22 protein-coding genes and 1 pseudogene are annotated in these 16,202 nt (G+C 54.7%); 5 read left to right on the forward strand and 18 right to left on the reverse strand.

Going from position 1 to position 16,202, the window contains the following annotated elements:
- Window positions 1-669 (forward strand): transposase (locus AMM33_RS07340; protein ID WP_194945306.1); only part of this gene is annotated, 669 nt, incomplete at its 5' end.
- Window positions 666-905: an SRPBCC family protein gene (locus AMM33_RS21845; RefSeq protein ID WP_228767999.1), complete on the forward strand. Its 240-nt coding sequence runs from the start codon at window positions 666-668 to the stop codon at window positions 903-905. The genes AMM33_RS07340 and AMM33_RS21845, both read left to right, overlap by 4 nt.
- 115 nt (window positions 906-1,020) lie before the next feature.
- Here the strand turns inward: AMM33_RS21845 and AMM33_RS07345 are convergent, their stop codons facing one another.
- The 16 genes from AMM33_RS07345 to AMM33_RS21860 form a co-directional block, all read right to left on the reverse strand.
- Window positions 1,021-3,357, reverse strand: a complete 2,337-nt coding sequence (locus AMM33_RS07345) for a helicase-related protein (protein ID WP_090140040.1) — start codon at window positions 3,355-3,357, stop codon at window positions 1,021-1,023.
- Window positions 3,358-3,494: 137 nt separating this feature from the next.
- The gene (locus AMM33_RS07350; protein ID WP_194945307.1) at window positions 3,495-4,271 is read right to left on the reverse strand and encodes a hypothetical protein; all 777 of its coding nucleotides are present in this window, start codon (window positions 4,269-4,271) and stop codon (window positions 3,495-3,497) included.
- Window positions 4,261-4,677, reverse strand: coding sequence for a hypothetical protein (locus AMM33_RS07355; protein WP_090140014.1), 417 nt, complete (start codon window positions 4,675-4,677; stop codon window positions 4,261-4,263). The genes AMM33_RS07350 and AMM33_RS07355 overlap by 11 nt, the downstream gene beginning before the upstream one ends.
- Window positions 4,678-4,758: 81 nt before the next feature.
- Window positions 4,759-5,385: a RadC family protein gene (gene radC, locus AMM33_RS07360; RefSeq protein WP_090140016.1), complete on the reverse strand. Its 627-nt coding sequence runs from the start codon at window positions 5,383-5,385 to the stop codon at window positions 4,759-4,761.
- 331 nt (window positions 5,386-5,716) lie between these two features.
- Window positions 5,717-5,902 (reverse strand): hypothetical protein, encoded by a 186-nt coding sequence (locus AMM33_RS07365; protein ID WP_090140017.1) that lies wholly within the window; start codon window positions 5,900-5,902, stop codon window positions 5,717-5,719.
- Between the two features lie 43 nt (window positions 5,903-5,945).
- Window positions 5,946-7,052, reverse strand: a complete 1,107-nt coding sequence (locus AMM33_RS07370; RefSeq protein WP_090140019.1) for a DUF6094 domain-containing protein — start codon at window positions 7,050-7,052, stop codon at window positions 5,946-5,948.
- A gap of 72 nt (window positions 7,053-7,124) precedes the next feature.
- Complete coding sequence (locus tag AMM33_RS07375; protein ID WP_090140021.1) at window positions 7,125-7,736, reverse strand: DUF3275 family protein; 612 nt, start codon at window positions 7,734-7,736, stop codon at window positions 7,125-7,127.
- A 107-nt stretch (window positions 7,737-7,843) separates the two neighbouring features.
- Window positions 7,844-8,041, reverse strand: coding sequence for a type II toxin-antitoxin system HicA family toxin (locus AMM33_RS07380; protein WP_090140023.1), 198 nt, complete (start codon window positions 8,039-8,041; stop codon window positions 7,844-7,846).
- A gap of 3 nt (window positions 8,042-8,044) precedes the next feature.
- A complete protein-coding gene (locus AMM33_RS07385; RefSeq protein WP_090140042.1) occupies window positions 8,045-8,281 on the reverse strand; it encodes a DUF1902 domain-containing protein in 237 nt (78 codons plus the stop codon).
- A gap of 86 nt (window positions 8,282-8,367) precedes the next feature.
- Window positions 8,368-8,670: a hypothetical protein gene (locus AMM33_RS21850; protein WP_194945308.1), complete on the reverse strand. Its 303-nt coding sequence runs from the start codon at window positions 8,668-8,670 to the stop codon at window positions 8,368-8,370.
- Between the two features lie 11 nt (window positions 8,671-8,681).
- Window positions 8,682-9,050: a hypothetical protein gene (locus tag AMM33_RS07395; RefSeq protein WP_090140027.1), complete on the reverse strand. Its 369-nt coding sequence runs from the start codon at window positions 9,048-9,050 to the stop codon at window positions 8,682-8,684.
- Window positions 9,047-9,265, reverse strand: coding sequence for a hypothetical protein (locus AMM33_RS07400; protein ID WP_090140029.1), 219 nt, complete (start codon window positions 9,263-9,265; stop codon window positions 9,047-9,049). Before AMM33_RS07400 ends, AMM33_RS07395 begins: the two co-directional genes overlap by 4 nt.
- 79 nt (window positions 9,266-9,344) lie before the next feature.
- Window positions 9,345-9,827 carry a hypothetical protein gene (locus tag AMM33_RS07405; protein ID WP_090140031.1) on the reverse strand — a complete coding sequence of 161 codons (483 nt, stop codon included), beginning with the start codon at window positions 9,825-9,827 and terminating at the stop codon, window positions 9,345-9,347.
- A gap of 753 nt (window positions 9,828-10,580) precedes the next feature.
- The gene (locus AMM33_RS21855) at window positions 10,581-10,820 is read right to left on the reverse strand and encodes a hypothetical protein (RefSeq protein WP_146187703.1); all 240 of its coding nucleotides are present in this window, start codon (window positions 10,818-10,820) and stop codon (window positions 10,581-10,583) included.
- Between the two features lie 34 nt (window positions 10,821-10,854).
- Entirely contained in the window at window positions 10,855-11,373 is a 519-nt protein-coding gene (locus AMM33_RS07410) for a DUF3577 domain-containing protein (protein ID WP_090140033.1), read from the reverse strand.
- A 296-nt stretch (window positions 11,374-11,669) separates the two neighbouring features.
- On the reverse strand, window positions 11,670-11,816 hold the full coding sequence (locus tag AMM33_RS21860) for a hypothetical protein (protein ID WP_194945309.1): 147 nt from the start codon (window positions 11,814-11,816) through the stop codon (window positions 11,670-11,672).
- Between the two features lie 179 nt (window positions 11,817-11,995).
- Here AMM33_RS21860 and AMM33_RS07415 point away from each other — a divergent pair, with 179 nt between their 5' ends.
- Window positions 11,996-13,171 carry a carbon-nitrogen hydrolase family protein gene (locus tag AMM33_RS07415; RefSeq protein WP_228768001.1) on the forward strand — a complete coding sequence of 392 codons (1,176 nt, stop codon included), beginning with the start codon at window positions 11,996-11,998 and terminating at the stop codon, window positions 13,169-13,171.
- Window positions 13,172-13,239: 68 nt separating this feature from the next.
- On the opposite strand, the gene AMM33_RS07420 is transcribed toward AMM33_RS07415, so the two are convergent.
- Together AMM33_RS07420 and AMM33_RS07425 are read right to left on the reverse strand one after the other, a co-directional pair.
- Window positions 13,240-13,569, reverse strand: coding sequence for a type II toxin-antitoxin system YafQ family toxin (locus tag AMM33_RS07420; protein WP_090140036.1), 330 nt, complete (start codon window positions 13,567-13,569; stop codon window positions 13,240-13,242).
- Window positions 13,541-13,819 carry a type II toxin-antitoxin system RelB/DinJ family antitoxin gene (locus AMM33_RS07425; RefSeq protein WP_228768002.1) on the reverse strand — a complete coding sequence of 93 codons (279 nt, stop codon included), beginning with the start codon at window positions 13,817-13,819 and terminating at the stop codon, window positions 13,541-13,543. Before AMM33_RS07425 ends, AMM33_RS07420 begins: the two co-directional genes overlap by 29 nt.
- A gap of 366 nt (window positions 13,820-14,185) precedes the next feature.
- Here AMM33_RS07425 and AMM33_RS07430 point away from each other — a divergent pair, with 366 nt between their 5' ends.
- On the forward strand, window positions 14,186-15,541 hold the full coding sequence (locus tag AMM33_RS07430) for a VCBS domain-containing protein (RefSeq protein WP_090140038.1): 1,356 nt from the start codon (window positions 14,186-14,188) through the stop codon (window positions 15,539-15,541).
- Between the two features lie 346 nt (window positions 15,542-15,887).
- Window positions 15,888-16,202 (forward strand): annotated as a pseudogene (locus AMM33_RS07435) (transposase); the annotation flags it as partial.

The following is a 16,202-nucleotide window of genomic DNA, read 5'->3' on the forward strand; positions in this document are numbered from 1 at the left end:
AAAACCATCAAGGAACTGGCGTCCTACCTGGAAGACCATGGCTGCCCGTGCGAAAACATCATCCAGACCAGCATCGACATGTCGCCCGCCTTCATCTCGGGGGTTACCCAGCATTTGCCCAACGCCCGGATCACGTTTGACAAGTTTCACATCATCGGTCACGCAAGCACTGCAGTGGACAAGATGCGCCGGATCGAGCAGAAGACCGACAAGTCTCTCAAGGGCATGCGCTGGACTTTGCTCAAAGACACAGCCAAGCTCAAACCGGAGGCGGCAGCTGAACTGGATGCGTTGATGGCCAAGATGACCGTCAAACGCACGGCCAGGGCGTGGTCCTACAAAGAGCAGTTGCGTGAGATCCTTGATCGAAAGCAGATCAACGTTGTGCGAACCATGCTGGATCACTGGTGCACATGCGTGATGCGCTCCAAGGTCGAACCGATGAAGGACGTTGCCAAGATGATCCGCGCTCATATGGAAGGCATCGTGGCCTGGGCGCAGACACGCCAGACCAACGGATTCCTCGAAGCCATCAACGGTTTGTTCCAGGCATCCAAGCGTCGTGCGCGTGGGTTTACGCGAATCACAACGATCAAGACTGTCATCTTCTTGATCGCCGGGAGACTCGACTTCCACGCTATCAATCCTCATGCTGGGCAACCCACTTGAAATTCATCAGAGCCCTATATCGCCCTTCGAAATTTCAGGGGAATGCAGGACAACAGGCTTTGGAGAAACGGTTTGTTTACACCAATGACACCGTTTTCGACTCTGAAGATTTCGCTGTTGTGGAGGGGGTGCAAGCAGGTCTCACCTCAGGTGCCAATGATGTTCACACACTGGGACTTGAAGAGGGGCTTCTCGCCATTTTTCAACAGAATATCGACCGTGCTTTGTTGAACTAAATTAAAAAAATCCCCGGCCAAAGCCGGGGATTGAATGCCGTTGAGGCACCTGCACAGGGAGGTGATGCAGGGAGGATGTAACCTCATTTCTGATTATGACGGAATCGGACTACCTTTAAGTCCTTTCCACCAACTGCTTGGCCAGGGCCACCTCGATACTGTCTCCATCCTGATTGAGGACCTCAAGGCCGGTTTCCGGCATATCACCGGAAGTGGACTGCGACACGGCAATTTTCTTGGCCATGAGAGTCAGGCATTGCTCTTGAGCGCTGCCCTCGTAGCCCAGAAAAATCACTTCAACCGCCACCTTTTGTCCAATCCTCCAGCTGCGCCTTGCGGCTTGTTGCAGGGTGTAGACGTTGTAGCCAGTCTGCATGAAAACGATGGTAGGAAACTCCAGCATGTCCAGGCCTGTCTTGACCAGCTCGGGGTTGGTGATGATGACATCAACACCGCGCTCGACCTGGTCAGCCAGCCAGTCCTCTCGCTTTGCGGCCTCGACCGTAGCCCTCAGCACTGCGACCTTGAAACCAGCTTGCTCCAACATCACCTTAAGCCGTGCCGTGGTGTCACGTCCACCTGTGTAGGTGGTGTAAACCAAGACGCGGCGGCCACGTTGGCGCTGCTCTCGACAAATCTCCAAAAGCTTGCGCTCCTTGGGCATCTGTTCCACGTCGCTGTAGAGACTGGGGGCCGAGGCCAACAGAGTCTTGCGGTGTGGGTGATAGACGTTTTCCTCGCGGAAACAGCAGTCTGGCCAGGCCAAAAGCACGTTGAGCACCACCCCCAAAAGGGAATGATCGCCAGCACGCAGCGAGTCGTTCAAGATGCGGCGCAGCGTGGTCGCGAGGCGCATGTCGTACACCTGTTTTTGCATCTCATCCATTGGTACGGGGATGAACGTCTCCTCGTAAGGAGGCAGCACATTCCCGCCAATGTCCTTGAGCTTCAAAAACGCGGTGTAGGGCACCACATACCGCATGATCCCTTTGGGACCGAAGCCCGGTCCCTTGGTGATGCTGGTTTTGTCACGATTGCCCCGCGCCGTGCGGTGCGAGCCTTCGTCACGCTCCTTTTGCGTCTCAATCAACACGCCGTGCGCCTGCATGAAGGCGTTGCTGGCTGGGCCAATCGAGTTGCGCTCGTTGTAGCTGAACCCGTCTTCGATCATCATCCGAGGATTCAAGCGGTAAAACAGATGAAACAGGTCATCTGCATAGCCGCCCATCAAGGTGCCCGTGAGCAAAATGGTTTTGCTGGCACAAGCGGCCAACACCCCCATGGCCTGCCCTTGGGCAGATCCCTCGTTTTTGTACTCATGGCCTTCGTCCACCAGCAGGCAGCCAAAAAACCCCTTGGGCAAATAACGCTTGATGAACTCGGTGGGCTGGTAGCCCCCTTGTCCAAAGCTGATTTCGTTGTTACCGAGGAACCGCTCCATCCGCTTGGCTTGCCGGTCGGAGAACAGGAGTTCGCCATCGTCGTCCATCAGGTTGATGAAGTTGTGAAAGTTGTCTTCCAGCATGCTGGCCAACATGGCTTCCCCAAAGTTCTTCACCAGGCGTTCGGCGGTTTTATCGCCAATGCTGGGGATCTGACGTAAGGCATCAAGCACCCGTTCACGTTGCGACTTGTCAGGGGTTTTACCCCGAGTCAGTGTCCACAGAGGTTCATGACAGTGATGACAGGCCATGCGCCGCCGATTGAGGTAATCGGCGGCTATGTGCACCTGTAAAGGTGCGTTGTCATCGTCGTGCACGATTTCGCCGCAGTGACTGCAAGCGGCTACACGCAACACCTGGCGTTCGCTGGAGTGACTGCCCTGGCCATCACCTGCATCACGGCTGGTGCCATTGATACGGGTAACATAGGACGGTCTCCAATCGAAGCCCATACGCATGCGCACTCGGCCCAGGATAAAAAACTCCGGGTGCTCTGGCTTGGTCCGCATCGAGCGGATCTGCAAGAGCTTTCGCAAAGTGTCGGGACCGTTCAAGATCCAGACCCGGGCACGAGGCACCGTCTGAATGATCTCTCGCCGCCACTTGTAGACCAGGTGGGGCGGTGAAATCACCAAGGTGCGCACAAAGCCCTCGGAGTGCAAAACAGCGGCTGTAGCAATGCCCATGAGGGTCTTGCCGGTGCCCATTTCGCCATTGATGACAGATCCTGACTCGCCAGACCCGATCAGCAGCTCACAGATGGCGTGTACCACCTCGCGCTGCGCGTCAAATGGCTTGCGTAACAGGCCATCAAGCAGCACATCCCAGTCGCGGTTACTGCTGTCTTGGTAGACAGGTGGGTTTTGCTCCTGGACAGCGCCGAGCAAGCCATCACCAAATTGCCGAATGAAATCGGACAAGGCGATGATTTGTTCGGATGCGTGCTGTCCGGGCGCATCACCAGCAGAGTCAATTTCAATGGCATCGACCACATTGGCCAAATCGGGCATGGTGCCCGCATCAGGGGTTGCATATGCGTTCATGGGGAAATCTCCAAAAATGTGCGAAGACATCCCCCAGCGGGGATCAGTCCCCGCATGGGTTGAAAAAATGCCCTGGAAGCCGCCAAAACGGCTTCCAGGTGGGCTTACATGGCCAGGGCCATGGGTATTGCAGGCTGCGCGCCTGTGTCAGTTGTGACCGAGGCCTTGTGCCCTATGGGTGCCATTGCTGGCTCATGAGTCACAGGGTTCAGGGTCAAACGCCCAGACCGCACCAGGTCGGTGACGATTTGGGCGAAGTGGGTTTGATCCAGCGTGACCTTCAGCACCACGAAATCACCCACAGGCTCAGAAAGCAGCGGGTTGATGTCTTCGTGGCCACGTTGGCCCATGCGCAGCAGCATGCTGTGCTCAATCGCGCTGATCACAGGATCGCGCCAGTGCGGCAGCAGTGGGATGCTGGCCAGCTGTCCAATCGCAGCCCATAAGCGGGCTTTGATCTTGTCCACAAGCTCCGGCTGGAGTTGGTGGGCTTTGGACACCGTTTCACCGTTGGGCAGGCTGGGTACTGGTTCAATGACCCAGGCCACATCAGCCCCCTTGACGGGGGCCAATATGACCGGGTTGTAGAGCCACAGGTGGTTCAAGTTGCCGTACACGCACTTGGGCAGTCGCCCGCTGAGCTTGTCCAGATCCTTGGCGTTGCCGACAAAGACCTTTTGCGGCCGCAGTTCCTTGACCTGTGGCTTGAGGGTCAGCTCTTGCAGACCATCCTGGTGCTGAGCACCGAGCTGCATGCGAGCAAGCAACTCCTTGATGGCTGTGTCTCGACCGTAAACGCTGAGCATCAAAAGTCGCCCAGCCTCATCGCGGATGCAGGCATCCACAAACACGCCCTGGCAGCGGTCGATCTCATACAGCATGGCCATGCTCCTGATGGTTGCCCTCAGGGGCATCAAGAGCCTTGCCATACTTGCGCTGGTGTTGCGCTTCGTAGTGCTTTCTGATCTCGCCTTTGAGTGCATCGAGAAAGCCCAAGGTCGTGAAGACACGGCTGTGCTGTTCGCGCACCACGGCCTCCGTGACACGTTTTGGCAAGCCGTGGATCAGTGTTTTAGAGAAATCACCGTCCAAACCAAATGCCAACACATGTCGCTCGAAACCGCCCTCAATCTTGCTGACTGTGGCCTGCGTGCGCAAGCCTTTGGCCGGAGCCAAGGGCTTGTAGGTTGAAATTTTGAGCACCTGGCTTGCGCCCAGCTCAATACTCGTTGAGGCTTTCCAGCCATCACGTTTGTCCTGATGGACAGTGGTCACAAAGTTTTCCATGGTCTATCTCCTAAAAATTGCGAGAACACCCCCCATGCGGGATGCCCCGCTGGGGTTGAAAAAGAATCAGCTTTGCTGCGTTTACAGCAAGCCTTGCTCAGTCATGGAAAAGGTTGAGCCCTCCCCTACGATGATGTGATCCAGCACGCGTACATCCACCAAGGCCAGGCTGGCTTTGAGGGTTTGCGTCAAGTTCTCGTCTGCTCGGCTCGGTTGTGGTGAACCGCTGGGATGGTTGTGAGAGAAGACCACGCAGGCGGCATTGAGCTCGAAAGCACGCTTGACCACTTCTCGGGGGTAGACACTCGTTTGCGTCAACGTCCCAGTGAACAAGTCTTCGCAGGCGATCAAACGATTTTGCGAATCCAAAAACATCACGCAAAACACCTCATAGGCTTTGCCAGCAAGGCGCAGCTGAAAGAACGTTTTGATGGCATCTGGTTGACAAAAGGCAGCTCTGTTTTGAGATAAAGACTCTCGCAGAGCTCGTGAAAACAGTTCTCGCGCACAGTCAAGCGTGAACTTGACGGGGCGCTCGATGTGCTGATCCCATTCGCTTGTGCAATCGGACAGCACTGTGGATGGACTCACGCCACACAATGCGGCCAAACTGGTCGGACGTTTTGTGACTGGGCGCCCAAGCACGGTGCTGAGCAGTTGCAAGTCGCTCAGCTGAGCGACTTGCGGGGGCGTATTCATGATGGACATGACATTTCCTTGGTTGAAAATGCGAAGCCCTCCCCTATGGGGTGAGGCCCCACAGGGTTGAGAAAAAACGCCCTCAGATATCGGCGTCTTGGTGTCTGCTCGGGTGAGCAATGAACTGGCGACAAGGCCAGGTTGGCGTGATGAAAAAAATCCTTTCTGGCAAGCCAGAACGCTGGTTTTCAGGACCATCCAGCATGGGGTGCATCCCTCGGTGGGATGCGGGAGTTACGGTGTAACAGACCGCCCTGCCCTTGCGGGCAAAGCAGTTTCGCCGTGGTAACTCCAATCGGCTCTTCAGTGCTACTGAATGGTTGAAAGAGGGCAAATGCCATCAGGCATCGGCATCTGACATGTTCCAGGCCTGCGCGAACTGCTGTCCACGTAGGTTCTGGGCTGTAAGGCTGTCCTGGTGGAAAAGCCGTTTCGTAGATGGGTCATAGACCGTTTCCTGACCGGTTTCAATGACTTTTCCTGTTTCAGAGCAAGTGCCATTGCGCTTGGCCGTGATGAACCGCATGGGGGCGGCTCGACGTGATGCAAATCGCATGCGACTTCCTCGATCACTGAATCGTGACCAGGTTCCCAAACATGGGGCCAGGTGTGAATTCAATGGCACGAATGACCGGCACGAACTTGTCCGTGAAAGTGCGCACTTCGCGCATTTCCCCGGCCTTGCCCGATTCCTCATAAGTGACCTTCAGAGCCCGGTTTTTGTAGGTATCGCCTTTGACAAGCAACATGCGCCCGTCTGTAGAGCGCACAACACCTGATATCTGGCCAGCCGCAAGGGCCAGTGCCAAATGCCAGTCGCGCAGGGCTCTGAGCGGTCTGCGATGGGGCTGCACGCGTCCACCAAAGTGCTGCTCAAATTGCGGCCAAAGTGTTGATCGCTGCATGCGTTCCAACTCGTGGGCCAGGCCCTCGGGTTCAATGCGATGAGCAACAAACTGCAACGTGTCCTGCACGCAGACCGGCACCTGGTAGCAAGGCCCGCTCCAATGCTCGGGCAACTCCGGTGGGAGGGTGCCTGAGCCCATGGCCTGCAGCTGCTCGGCCAGCGCGGGATCGAGCCGGTCTGACTTTCGTTTGATTCCAAAAATCACGCATTGTTTGAACTGCTGCTCGGGAGCCATGAACACCCGCACATCGCGGTAGCTCTTGGCAATCAATGCAGCAAATTCAGCGTCAAAGACGTAATGCGGGACGATCAGGATCAAAACACCTTCGGGCATGAGCCAAGGGTGCGCCAGTCTGTAAAAGTGCTTCTCCAGCCGCTTTTTGCCGCCGGTGGCAGCATCAAGTTGAGCTTGGTCCGACACCATGTCCCCATAGGGAGGGTTGAGAAAAAGCAGACCAAATTGACGCACCTTGATCGCCATCTCGGCAATGTCGGCGTGTGCCACCTGGGCAAGCCATTTGCGGGCGTTGTTTGCCCGTTCAGCGTTGTATTCCACCCCGAAGGACTCGGGCTCAGCGCCCAGCTCCTGCAGGTGGTTTTGCACCTCGGCCAGCGCTGCACCTTCGCCGCAGCAAGGGTCCAGGATGGCCAGTTTTTGAGATGCGGGCGCATCGAGCGCCTGCAAAAGACGAGCCATAGTGACTTCATCCGTGGGGTAGTACCCGTTCTTGGCGAAATTGTTGGCCAGGCGAGAGAACATCAGTGCCATGAGGCATCTCCTTGAAAAATTGCCGGAGATGCCCCCAGCGGGGCATGCCCCGGCTGGGTGGTTAAAAGTGCATCAGTTGGCAGCCGCTGCCATGACCCATTGCTGGGATGTGGCTTCAAACTGGTAACCGACGGATTTGAGGCGTTCGCGCTGAGACCGGAATTGCACACGGTCCACAGTGGGGTCGAGTGAGATCCGCGCTGCGCGTTGAACAAACAGCTCATTGAGCTCGATGCCAAACAGCTTCAAATCTTCTTCTTCAGTTGGCTCTGAACCTTGCGCGGCTTGACTCCGTGGAGGGCGTGCTGCTGGGGCTGTGTGAGCTGCTTTGCGAGCTGGTGTGGCCACCGCCTGCTGAGCTTCTTCGTCAACAGGATCTGGCTCAGTTTGAACGGCTTGCGTGGGCAGGCCGTCCTCACCAGTTTGTTGCTCCTCATCAATCAGAAATCCACCTTCGGCAATCCTGGCCAGCAGCTCCGTGAAGGTGCCGCCGCGCCAGGGCACAGCTTTGGTGAAAATCTCCTCGACAAGAAATTGCCCGCGATAGTTGCCAGGCTCGAATTGGTCCAGCTCTTTGTCTTTGACCTTGAACTGCCCGATGCTGGTTTGCAGCAGGCCGACGCAAAAGGGACCGTGACGGCCCCGGATTTGCTCAACGATGAGCGTGCCGGTGAATTTTTCCATTTGGCTCTCCTGGTGGCTAAAAAAACCAAGAAGAACCACTCCCAAGGGTGTGATTCCCCCTGGGTGGTGAAGTCCTGATAGGACAGTTGAAAGTCTGAGCAATGGGCTCAGAAGTGCTTTGGTAATCCGGCTTGTTTCAAAACCGCATTGGCGGTATGGCGGGATTTGATCTTGCTGTCCACGGGAAAACGCATCCCCGTGATGGGCGAAAACCAGATGTTGTGATCGCCCTTGCCTGTGCGCTCAAAGCGGCAGCCAGCAAGCTCCAGTAACCGGATTAATTCCGGGGTGAAACTGCTGCCCATGGCTCAGTGCAAAGCGGTCTGAACTACAGAAAACCGACGAGCCAGAAGTTCAAACGGAATTTCCGAAGACGTAATGCCGTCGTTGAGCTGTAAAAGCTCGGGCACCAAGATATTCAGCTTGGCCGACAACTCCTCAAGAGTCGCAGCTTCAGTTACAAGGCCTGGAACGTCATCAGAAGTGGCTACCCAGACCTTGGCCTCGTCATCCCACTCTGCACGAATGAAGTGAATTTTTTGCATGTGCATCAGTTTACTCTCCTGGTCAAAAGCCAAGAAGAACCACCCCCAAGGGGGTGATTCCCCCTGGGGTGGTTGAAAAATCCCGATTAGAAATCGGGCTGAGTGCGAAGATGATGAGCTGCGTCAAGACAAGTCTTGGCCAGTTCTTCCAGCTCTTCGGATTTGAGATTCACAGACATGTATCCCTCTTCAAACTGGAATGCCACATTGACTTCAGATTTACCTGGGCGTCGCGTCAAAAGAATTGGCAACTTCCAAAGCTCACCCACACCAAAAAATGCGTGCCGATCACCCTGGATCAGCGGCTCTTTTTTGGGGCGAGGCAAATGCGAGAAAACTTCACCAGGAACATGTTTCGGGTCCTTGAGAAATTGTTCTTTGTCGTTCACGGGATGTCCTTTCAGGGATGAATTTCCTCAGCACGCCAGGTGGCGATTTGGGGTAGGGTTTGAAGAGGCTGAAACAAGAAATTGATCTGGTCTTTATCCTGTAGAGCGAAACAGTGCCACTGGAGGCTTTGGGCCTCTTGGGATGTTTCGGCTACGAGGGTCAGACCTGTCTCATTCGGTGAATCCAGCTCGATCAGAAAGTGCTGATGCTCAGGCACAAGTCCTGTCACCGGATCTTCTTGCGCTGCCATGGAACCTCCTTGGCGGTGAAATTCAATCCAGCGATTTCGTGTGTTGACCAGTACGTTCATGCTTTGCGGCCCTGCGCACACGGTCACACCAGTGACGGCACCGTTTTGAGGGGTGACGAGGATTTTCATGGAACGTCCTTTTGAGTCCAATTTCCAGAGTCAAGTGCAGCTTGCGCAACACCTTTTTCCGGGAAATATTCCACTGACTCTCGTGAGCATGGACCCGACTCGGGATCGGCGGTACCAATGTAAAACCCGGCGTTTGATTGCAGGATTTCAAGTGGCAAACGCTTACCGCACCATTCGGAGGCCAGTCGGCCTGCTAGGGGGTTTTTCATGGTCATGGATTTCTCCTTTGAAATTTGAAAAAAATTCAGTGGGCACTTGATTGACCCGGCAAAGTGCCGGATCAATCAAAGAGCCTTACTGGCGTTTAACCACCCTCACCCGACCGCCGGTCTGGACAAGCAAAACAGCTTGACCAGGCTCAACAGCATCGAACGGAGCGGGTTGTACAACCGAAACAATCGAGGAGCCTGAAGCAGAATTCACCTTGACGATGATTTCTTGCGCCAGGTCGGCAGATGTTTGGTTTGCGACGCGTTCACCAACAAAACCGCCCAGCATGCTGGACAGGACTGATGCAGAACCGTTGTTGGAGTTGTTGCGGGCAAGCAAGAAGCCTGCTGCGCTGCCTAAGGTGGCACCAACACTTCGAGCTTGCCAAGTTGCCTCGGCTTGCCGTGTGTTGACTTGAAGCACCACGCCTTCTTGAACAGTGCCAACGGTTTGGACCTGTTCACGGCTGTAGATGTTGCCAGCCTGGGCTGTTGCGTTCTGGCTTGTGACAGCCGAGAGCAAAAGCACCGTTGTGGCGATGATGTTGGACAGAGAAATGGTTTTCATGGTCAAGACCTTAAAAAACGCAAAGTCACTGCCCCGAGGGACAGCTGCCCTCGCTGGGTTAAAAAAATGCTCCAATGAAGTCGTTGATCCGGGTGGATCTGGAGCCAAACGACGGGGTGCGGCTTGCGCCGCGCTCTGGTCAGGCTTTCGCCTGGCTGGAGTTCATCCAAAAACCCTGCAAATCAGGATGCTTGGATGAACCACAGCTGCGCTGCAGACAGTGGTTCGTGCGTATAACGGGCCGGTTTTCTTGGGTGGCCAGGCACACCCTAATGCGAATAAATGGCGACAAAAAGCTTTGCCGCCACGAATGCATTTGGGTTGCATTCGTGGCGGCACAATTATCGCGGGGGAAAAGGGGCAACGATTCTTGAGGTCGTCGCAGGTTGGGGTTGAGGCTTACTGTAACGATGACATGCATCGAGCCGTCTGAGACGGAGGGTAGTTACGAGAGGCCAGCGACAGGGAGCTGCCACAACCAAAACGCTCTTGTGGTCGAAACCACTGCAGCCAACCCGGAGGTCAAGAACCTAACTGCTTTGGGTACGGGCAAGCCCGCAGTGCTGGTGTTAGGCACACCAGTCAGGCCTTCAAGAAATCATTTTGGAAGACCCGCTGTGAAAACAGTGGGCTATCCAAAAGGCTCTTAGGAGCATTAATTCAGTGCATGAGTAGCTGATCAATCTGCTCGATGAGAGCCGATGTACCAGGCAGTCAAGACTAAAACAGTGGTAATCAGAATGAGCGTGACTATCATTTCGGCCTCCGAAGATAAACTGAAGCGATTAGCAGTATAGGACAAATGGCGAACAGTGTCGCCATTTCCCAAAAGCTCAATACGCTATGACCAGTCATTCCAACAACAGCACCAATGAGTGCTGATGCGGCAATCGTATCGAGAAATCGGGCAAAGCCCTCATTCTGTTCTTTGTTAAATTTCATGTGGTCGACGACCTTGCGGCTGATTTTGCGCGGAGAAAAATCCGCCAGCACACCCCAGATGGGGTGGCTGGACTGGATCGACCGATTAGCCGTTGGTGCCGTCAGCCTGTGGGGCTTGGGCGGGCGTCTCGGGTTGTGCTGCAGGCTTTTCGTACGCCAGGGCGTAGCTCGATTGCCCGGTGGCCTTGATCCATACGTGAGTGATTTGGAGCAAACGCCCCTTCAACACGTAGCCGATCTGGCCAGCACGGTCGCCCTTTGTCACGCGATAGGTGTCAATGTATTGATCACCGATGCGGAACTTGATCATGACTTTGCAGTCACGGTCATTGGCTTGAGCTTCGAATTGCTTCAAAACATCGTGTGCCTGGGCGCTCGCAGCTTTGACATCGAACGGAACGAAGGTCATACCGTCTTCGACACCTTTTTCACCGTGGAAACCACTGATGGAGCAGGAGACGAAAGGTTTGCCCTTGCGCACTGTCACTTCACGTACACGGCTGAGATAGCCAATGCCCATGGTGTGCATATCGACGTAGTTGTTACCCTGTTGCTTGGCGCTGTTAGAAGCGTTGGCAGAAGATTGGGTGTTGATTTCAGACATGGAACTCTCCTAAAAAGAAAAGGGAATTCCATGCCCCGCCGGGGATAGGAATCCCCAGTGGGTTGATAACAAAAATGCTCCTGTCCCTCTTGCGAGTGCCGCCAGACAAAATGTCTTGGAACCGAACGGCTTGGTGCAGCTTGCGCTGCGTTCCTGGTGCTGGCGAGCCAGCGGTACAAGAGCCTTCAATTTAGCAAACTATTTAGCTGATTGCAAGACCTTCACGTTAAACTTTCGCAACAAAAATTTGGGCGATTGATTGTTTGGGCTCGTGTGCGGCAACCAGGCAGGGATGGTCAGGTCATCGTCAGGTAGATCGAAGCTGATCCATCGCTCCAGACCTTCGCAGGCCGTGACCCGGCCAACACCCAGGTGCAGAAGATCAGAATGAAAAACACAACTGCCAGGCGGCAAGTGGCGGTGCGCAAAATGACTTCGCGCATCAATGACAACAGGGGGGAAAGGTGGGCGCATGTCGGGGGGACTTTCAAAAGTTGATAAAGCGACTCAATGGCCAGAGGCCTTGGGGCGCGTCCCCTCGCGTAATAGCGGGCTCGATAACGGGTCGAGACTGGTGAAAATTTTAGCATCGACACGAACCCTGGTGTCGGCATGCATGAGAGTGACTGCCCTGCCCTTTGTTGCTGCCTGCATTGGTCGTCTCGCCTGGAGCGCGCAATCGGCGGATGCCGCTTTGCTTGTACTCATGCTCATGCCGATATTGTGGGGAGCGGCCAACTCAAGATTGCACGCGGGCACCGTGATGCTCGCGTACATCATGGCCACGGGGGTGAATGCGCCCGCCGCACTGGCGATTTTCAATCAGTGGTCACTCTATTCAGCCTGGCTGATTTGGGGCGTTTACAGCGTCATATATGGGGCCCTTTGGACGCTGTGTTGGTCAAAGAATGCATCCATGCGTGCGTGGGGCATGTTGATGGCCATCGTGATCTTGACCTTGCCACCTTTTGGGACCACGTACTACGGCTCATTGCTGACGGCTTGCGGATGGCTGTTTGAAGGCTGGGGAATTTGGGGGATCGCGGCGTACATCCTGCTCATGATGCTGGCGGCCGCTGCACCAAGTGCGGGGGCGTTGGTGATGGGCGTCGTTGTCTTGATGGCATTTTCTACGACGACAGATCCGCGACAACTGACATGGCCAGATGTGACGCCAGTGCACACCGCCCTGCCCCGTTTTTCAGATTCAGATGTGCAAGCACGCTACGACAGAACTTTCGAGCTGCTTGACAGGGCTCAGGCCGCATTGACCGCGCAGGAGGGCGCAATCCTCTTTCCTGAAAATAGCCTTGGTGCCCCCGAAGTCAGAACCCAATGGCTATGGGATGAAATGGCGCATCGTTACTCAATTGCAGGCAAAACATTGATCATTGGTGGCGCACATGTTCATCCTGATCAGACGGCAGACAACACCCTGATTTTGATGGGCGCTACAAGAGGGATGCTTCGAGCATCAGCCACGGTGCCCATTGGATCATGGCATCCGTGGCAGCAACAGGGGCACATGCAATCGAGGTGGTTTGACACACCGGACACAATGCACATCACCCTCGATGGCAAGTCGGTACGCATGGGCGCAATTTTTTGCTGGGAGGAACTGCTGCCCTGGTCATGGATGCGTTACGGCTTGTTGGGCGTTGACCGCATTGCCGTGGTGAGCAATACTTGGTTCGATGCCAGTGGTGATGTCGACGCATCCCAAAAACGCTCCAGCCAAGCCTGGGCGAGACTTTGGGGTATGAAATCTACGAGAGCCGTCAACAAGGCCTCGCCTTAAAACTCCAACACACACAGAGCCAGGAAGGCCCGCCTACACAGCCCGGCCCCCGCAAATCGCCGCCTGTATTACTCGAACAGGTCGGCATGTGTTCCGGCTCGCACGAATACGATCAGGCCATGTTTCCCGTCGTCGTCGATCTTGTAGGCCAGCAAAAAATCGCCGCCGATATGGCACTCCCTACGCCCTTCCCAGTCGCCACCCAACGGGTGATCGAGCCACTCCGCTCCAAGCGGGGCATCGTTGGCGATCAATAAGAGCATGGCTTCCTTGAGCCGGTTCATGTCGTACCGGCCAGAACGTGACAACCGCTCCCAGTCCTTCAGGAAGGACTTTGTATAGTCCGCCGCACGCGGCAACGGGGCGCGCTTACTTGCCGCTGTCTTTTTCAAGGGCATCGAACAGTTCGCTAGCAGTGTCAAAGCGAGCTCGGCGTGTGCGCACAATCTCGTCGGCTTCGGCCATCGCAGATCGAGTTTCGGCGTTCGGCACCTTGAGCGTGAACGGCATTTGCTTGTCGGCAACGACGCGCATCAAAAAAACGCGAACAGCGTCCGAAAGTGACAGGCCCATAGCGGCCAGCGTCTCGGTGGCTTGCGCTTTAATTTGTTCGTCCACGCGGACGTGAACCATTGTGGTGGTAGCCATGGCAGCCTCCTTTTATTGATTGAGATACATTGTATCGCGAGTCACTCGCTTGAACGGTTGTTTAAATCGCACTCATAAGTGCAAATCGTTTCCCGTGCCACATTCAGCCTTGAGCTTAAGGAGTGCTGCTGCATGGGCAAAGCCTGCGGCGTCCTCGCGCCTGGTCATTGCCGACTATGGCAGCACGCAACGGCGCTTCAAACTGAGTATTCAAGAATGAAATTTACGAGAGCCGTCAACCTAAGTCATTAAGCATTCGTTATGATTGCATAGAATCTTAAATGGCGTCATAAAGTCCCATAGACGCACATCCTGTTTCGCGCTCCCCACGCGTGGGTTTTACCTCAACAACCCCATGGAGTCCTCATGACAAACACCAAATTCTCACGTCCTCTTTTGCTGGCTACGTGCGCATCAGCTTTTTTGCTGACGGCGTGCGGTGGCGGGGGAAGTGGTGGCGTCAACAACAACCTGGCCACGATCACAGGCTCGTCAAGCGGTGCGGTGACGGCTTCCAGTACGACGGCAAATGGCGTGCTGACGGTGGTCGATCCTGATGTGGGGCAATCCTCATTTGCACTGCCAAGCACCCTAGCTGGCATTTATGGGGTGTGGACAGTGACGATTACAGGATCTACTGCAACATGGCGCTATACGCTCGACGCATCAAAAGCGCCTTCCACCGCCGCAAGTGATGTTCTGAGCCTCAAGAGTCTGGACGGCTCAGCCACTCAAGCAGTAACTGTGACGATTGCGGCAAGTGGAGGCAATACCTCGGCTTTGGTGACCACAGTCCCAGATCCTGTTTATACCGGTGCTTATGCCTCAGAGAAGGTGGCAGTTTTCAATCGCCTGAATGATGACCGGTCCAAATGTGGGTTCGGGAAATTAGCGCAAAACTCAAAACTTGATCTTGCTGCGCAAAATCATGCCGATTACCATGCATTAAACAAGCTTGAAAACACCCACTACGAGACTCAAGGACTGCCCGGTTACACAGGCTATGAAGCGGGAGCCCGAATCACTCATGCTGGCTACGCATATTCATACGGATCAGAGGACATAGCCCAAACCACGTGGGGGTCCTGGTATGCAGGATCAATCAATCATTCGCTTGTTGAAACTAGCGCAACAGCAACACTAAAGCGACTTTATGCATCGATCTACCATATGGCTGGATTGATGAATAGAACGACAGAAGTCGGTCTTGGAATTTCGACTTTTAGCTACACCGGTGATGGTTCGTCAAATGCAAAAACTTTGAACATGAACTTTGCCGTGCCTGCATCGAATTCAACAGGGCAATTGCTTGCATCAAGTGTGATTACGTCTTTTCCATGTGAAGGGGTCACTGGTTTGCATCCCGCTTTTTTCGGAGAAAACCCTGATCCATTTCCAAATGTGAACCGTGATGTCAATCCCTACGGCCAGCCAATCTATGTGACTTCTGGTCCGAACACCACGATCGCACTGACGTCCGGCACCGTGACATTGCGCGGAGGGGCAGCAGTACCGACAACTACTTTGACTTCGTCCAACGACCCACAGTCGCGTCTGCAGTCGAATCAGGTTTTCCTGGTGCCCACGGCACGACTGGCCAACAACTCAACTTATGACGTTTCTCTTGCAGGCACCAGCACCGGCTTGATCAGCACTAGCAATCCAAATGGGACATTTACCAAGTCTTTTACCTTCACTACTGGGACGGTCTTGAGCCAGTAAACAGCATCTTCCTTGCCCCATATGCGGGGCTTTAACGGCGCAGCACTTTTACTGCGCCGTTTTTTTTCGTATATGAATCAGTTATTTGACTTGCGTGACTTGCTCGCTGTTTACACCCGATACAAACTCTTGAGGCCATCCACGGTGCAATCCACCGAACTTAAGATATAATTATTGACGCAACTCATTGATTTAATTGAAGTTTTTCTTATTTTCTCTCGCCGCAACATGACAACCACCATGATAAGAAAATATAGGGTTAACCCTTGGGTCATCGCCTCTTGATGACCTGACCTCTGTCTTTGCCAAGCTGGGTCAGTTCATACACAGCACCGCCTTTGCAGATTTGGCCCGAGGTGCCCAGTCCACCGCCTTTGTTCGCCAACGCAAACTGCCCCTGCCTTGTCTCGTGGGCGCTTTGCTCAGCCAACGCTCTCAATCTCAGCAGCTGATGCTGGACTCGTTTTTCGCCAGCTTGGCCGGTCACCCAGGCCTGCAGCGCGGCGCCTCTGATCGCGCCTTTGCCCAAGCACGCAACAAACTCAAGCCCGCAGCCCTGACCGCTTTGAATGCTCAATTGCTGGACCTGGCTCAAGCCAGAGACTGGATGCCGCTTTGGCATGGCTTGCGTGTGGTGGCCGCAGACGCCTCTGTGTTCATG

Source organism: Limnohabitans sp. DM1 (assembly GCF_001269385.1).
Lineage (GTDB): Bacteria > Pseudomonadota > Gammaproteobacteria > Burkholderiales > Burkholderiaceae_C > Limnohabitans_A.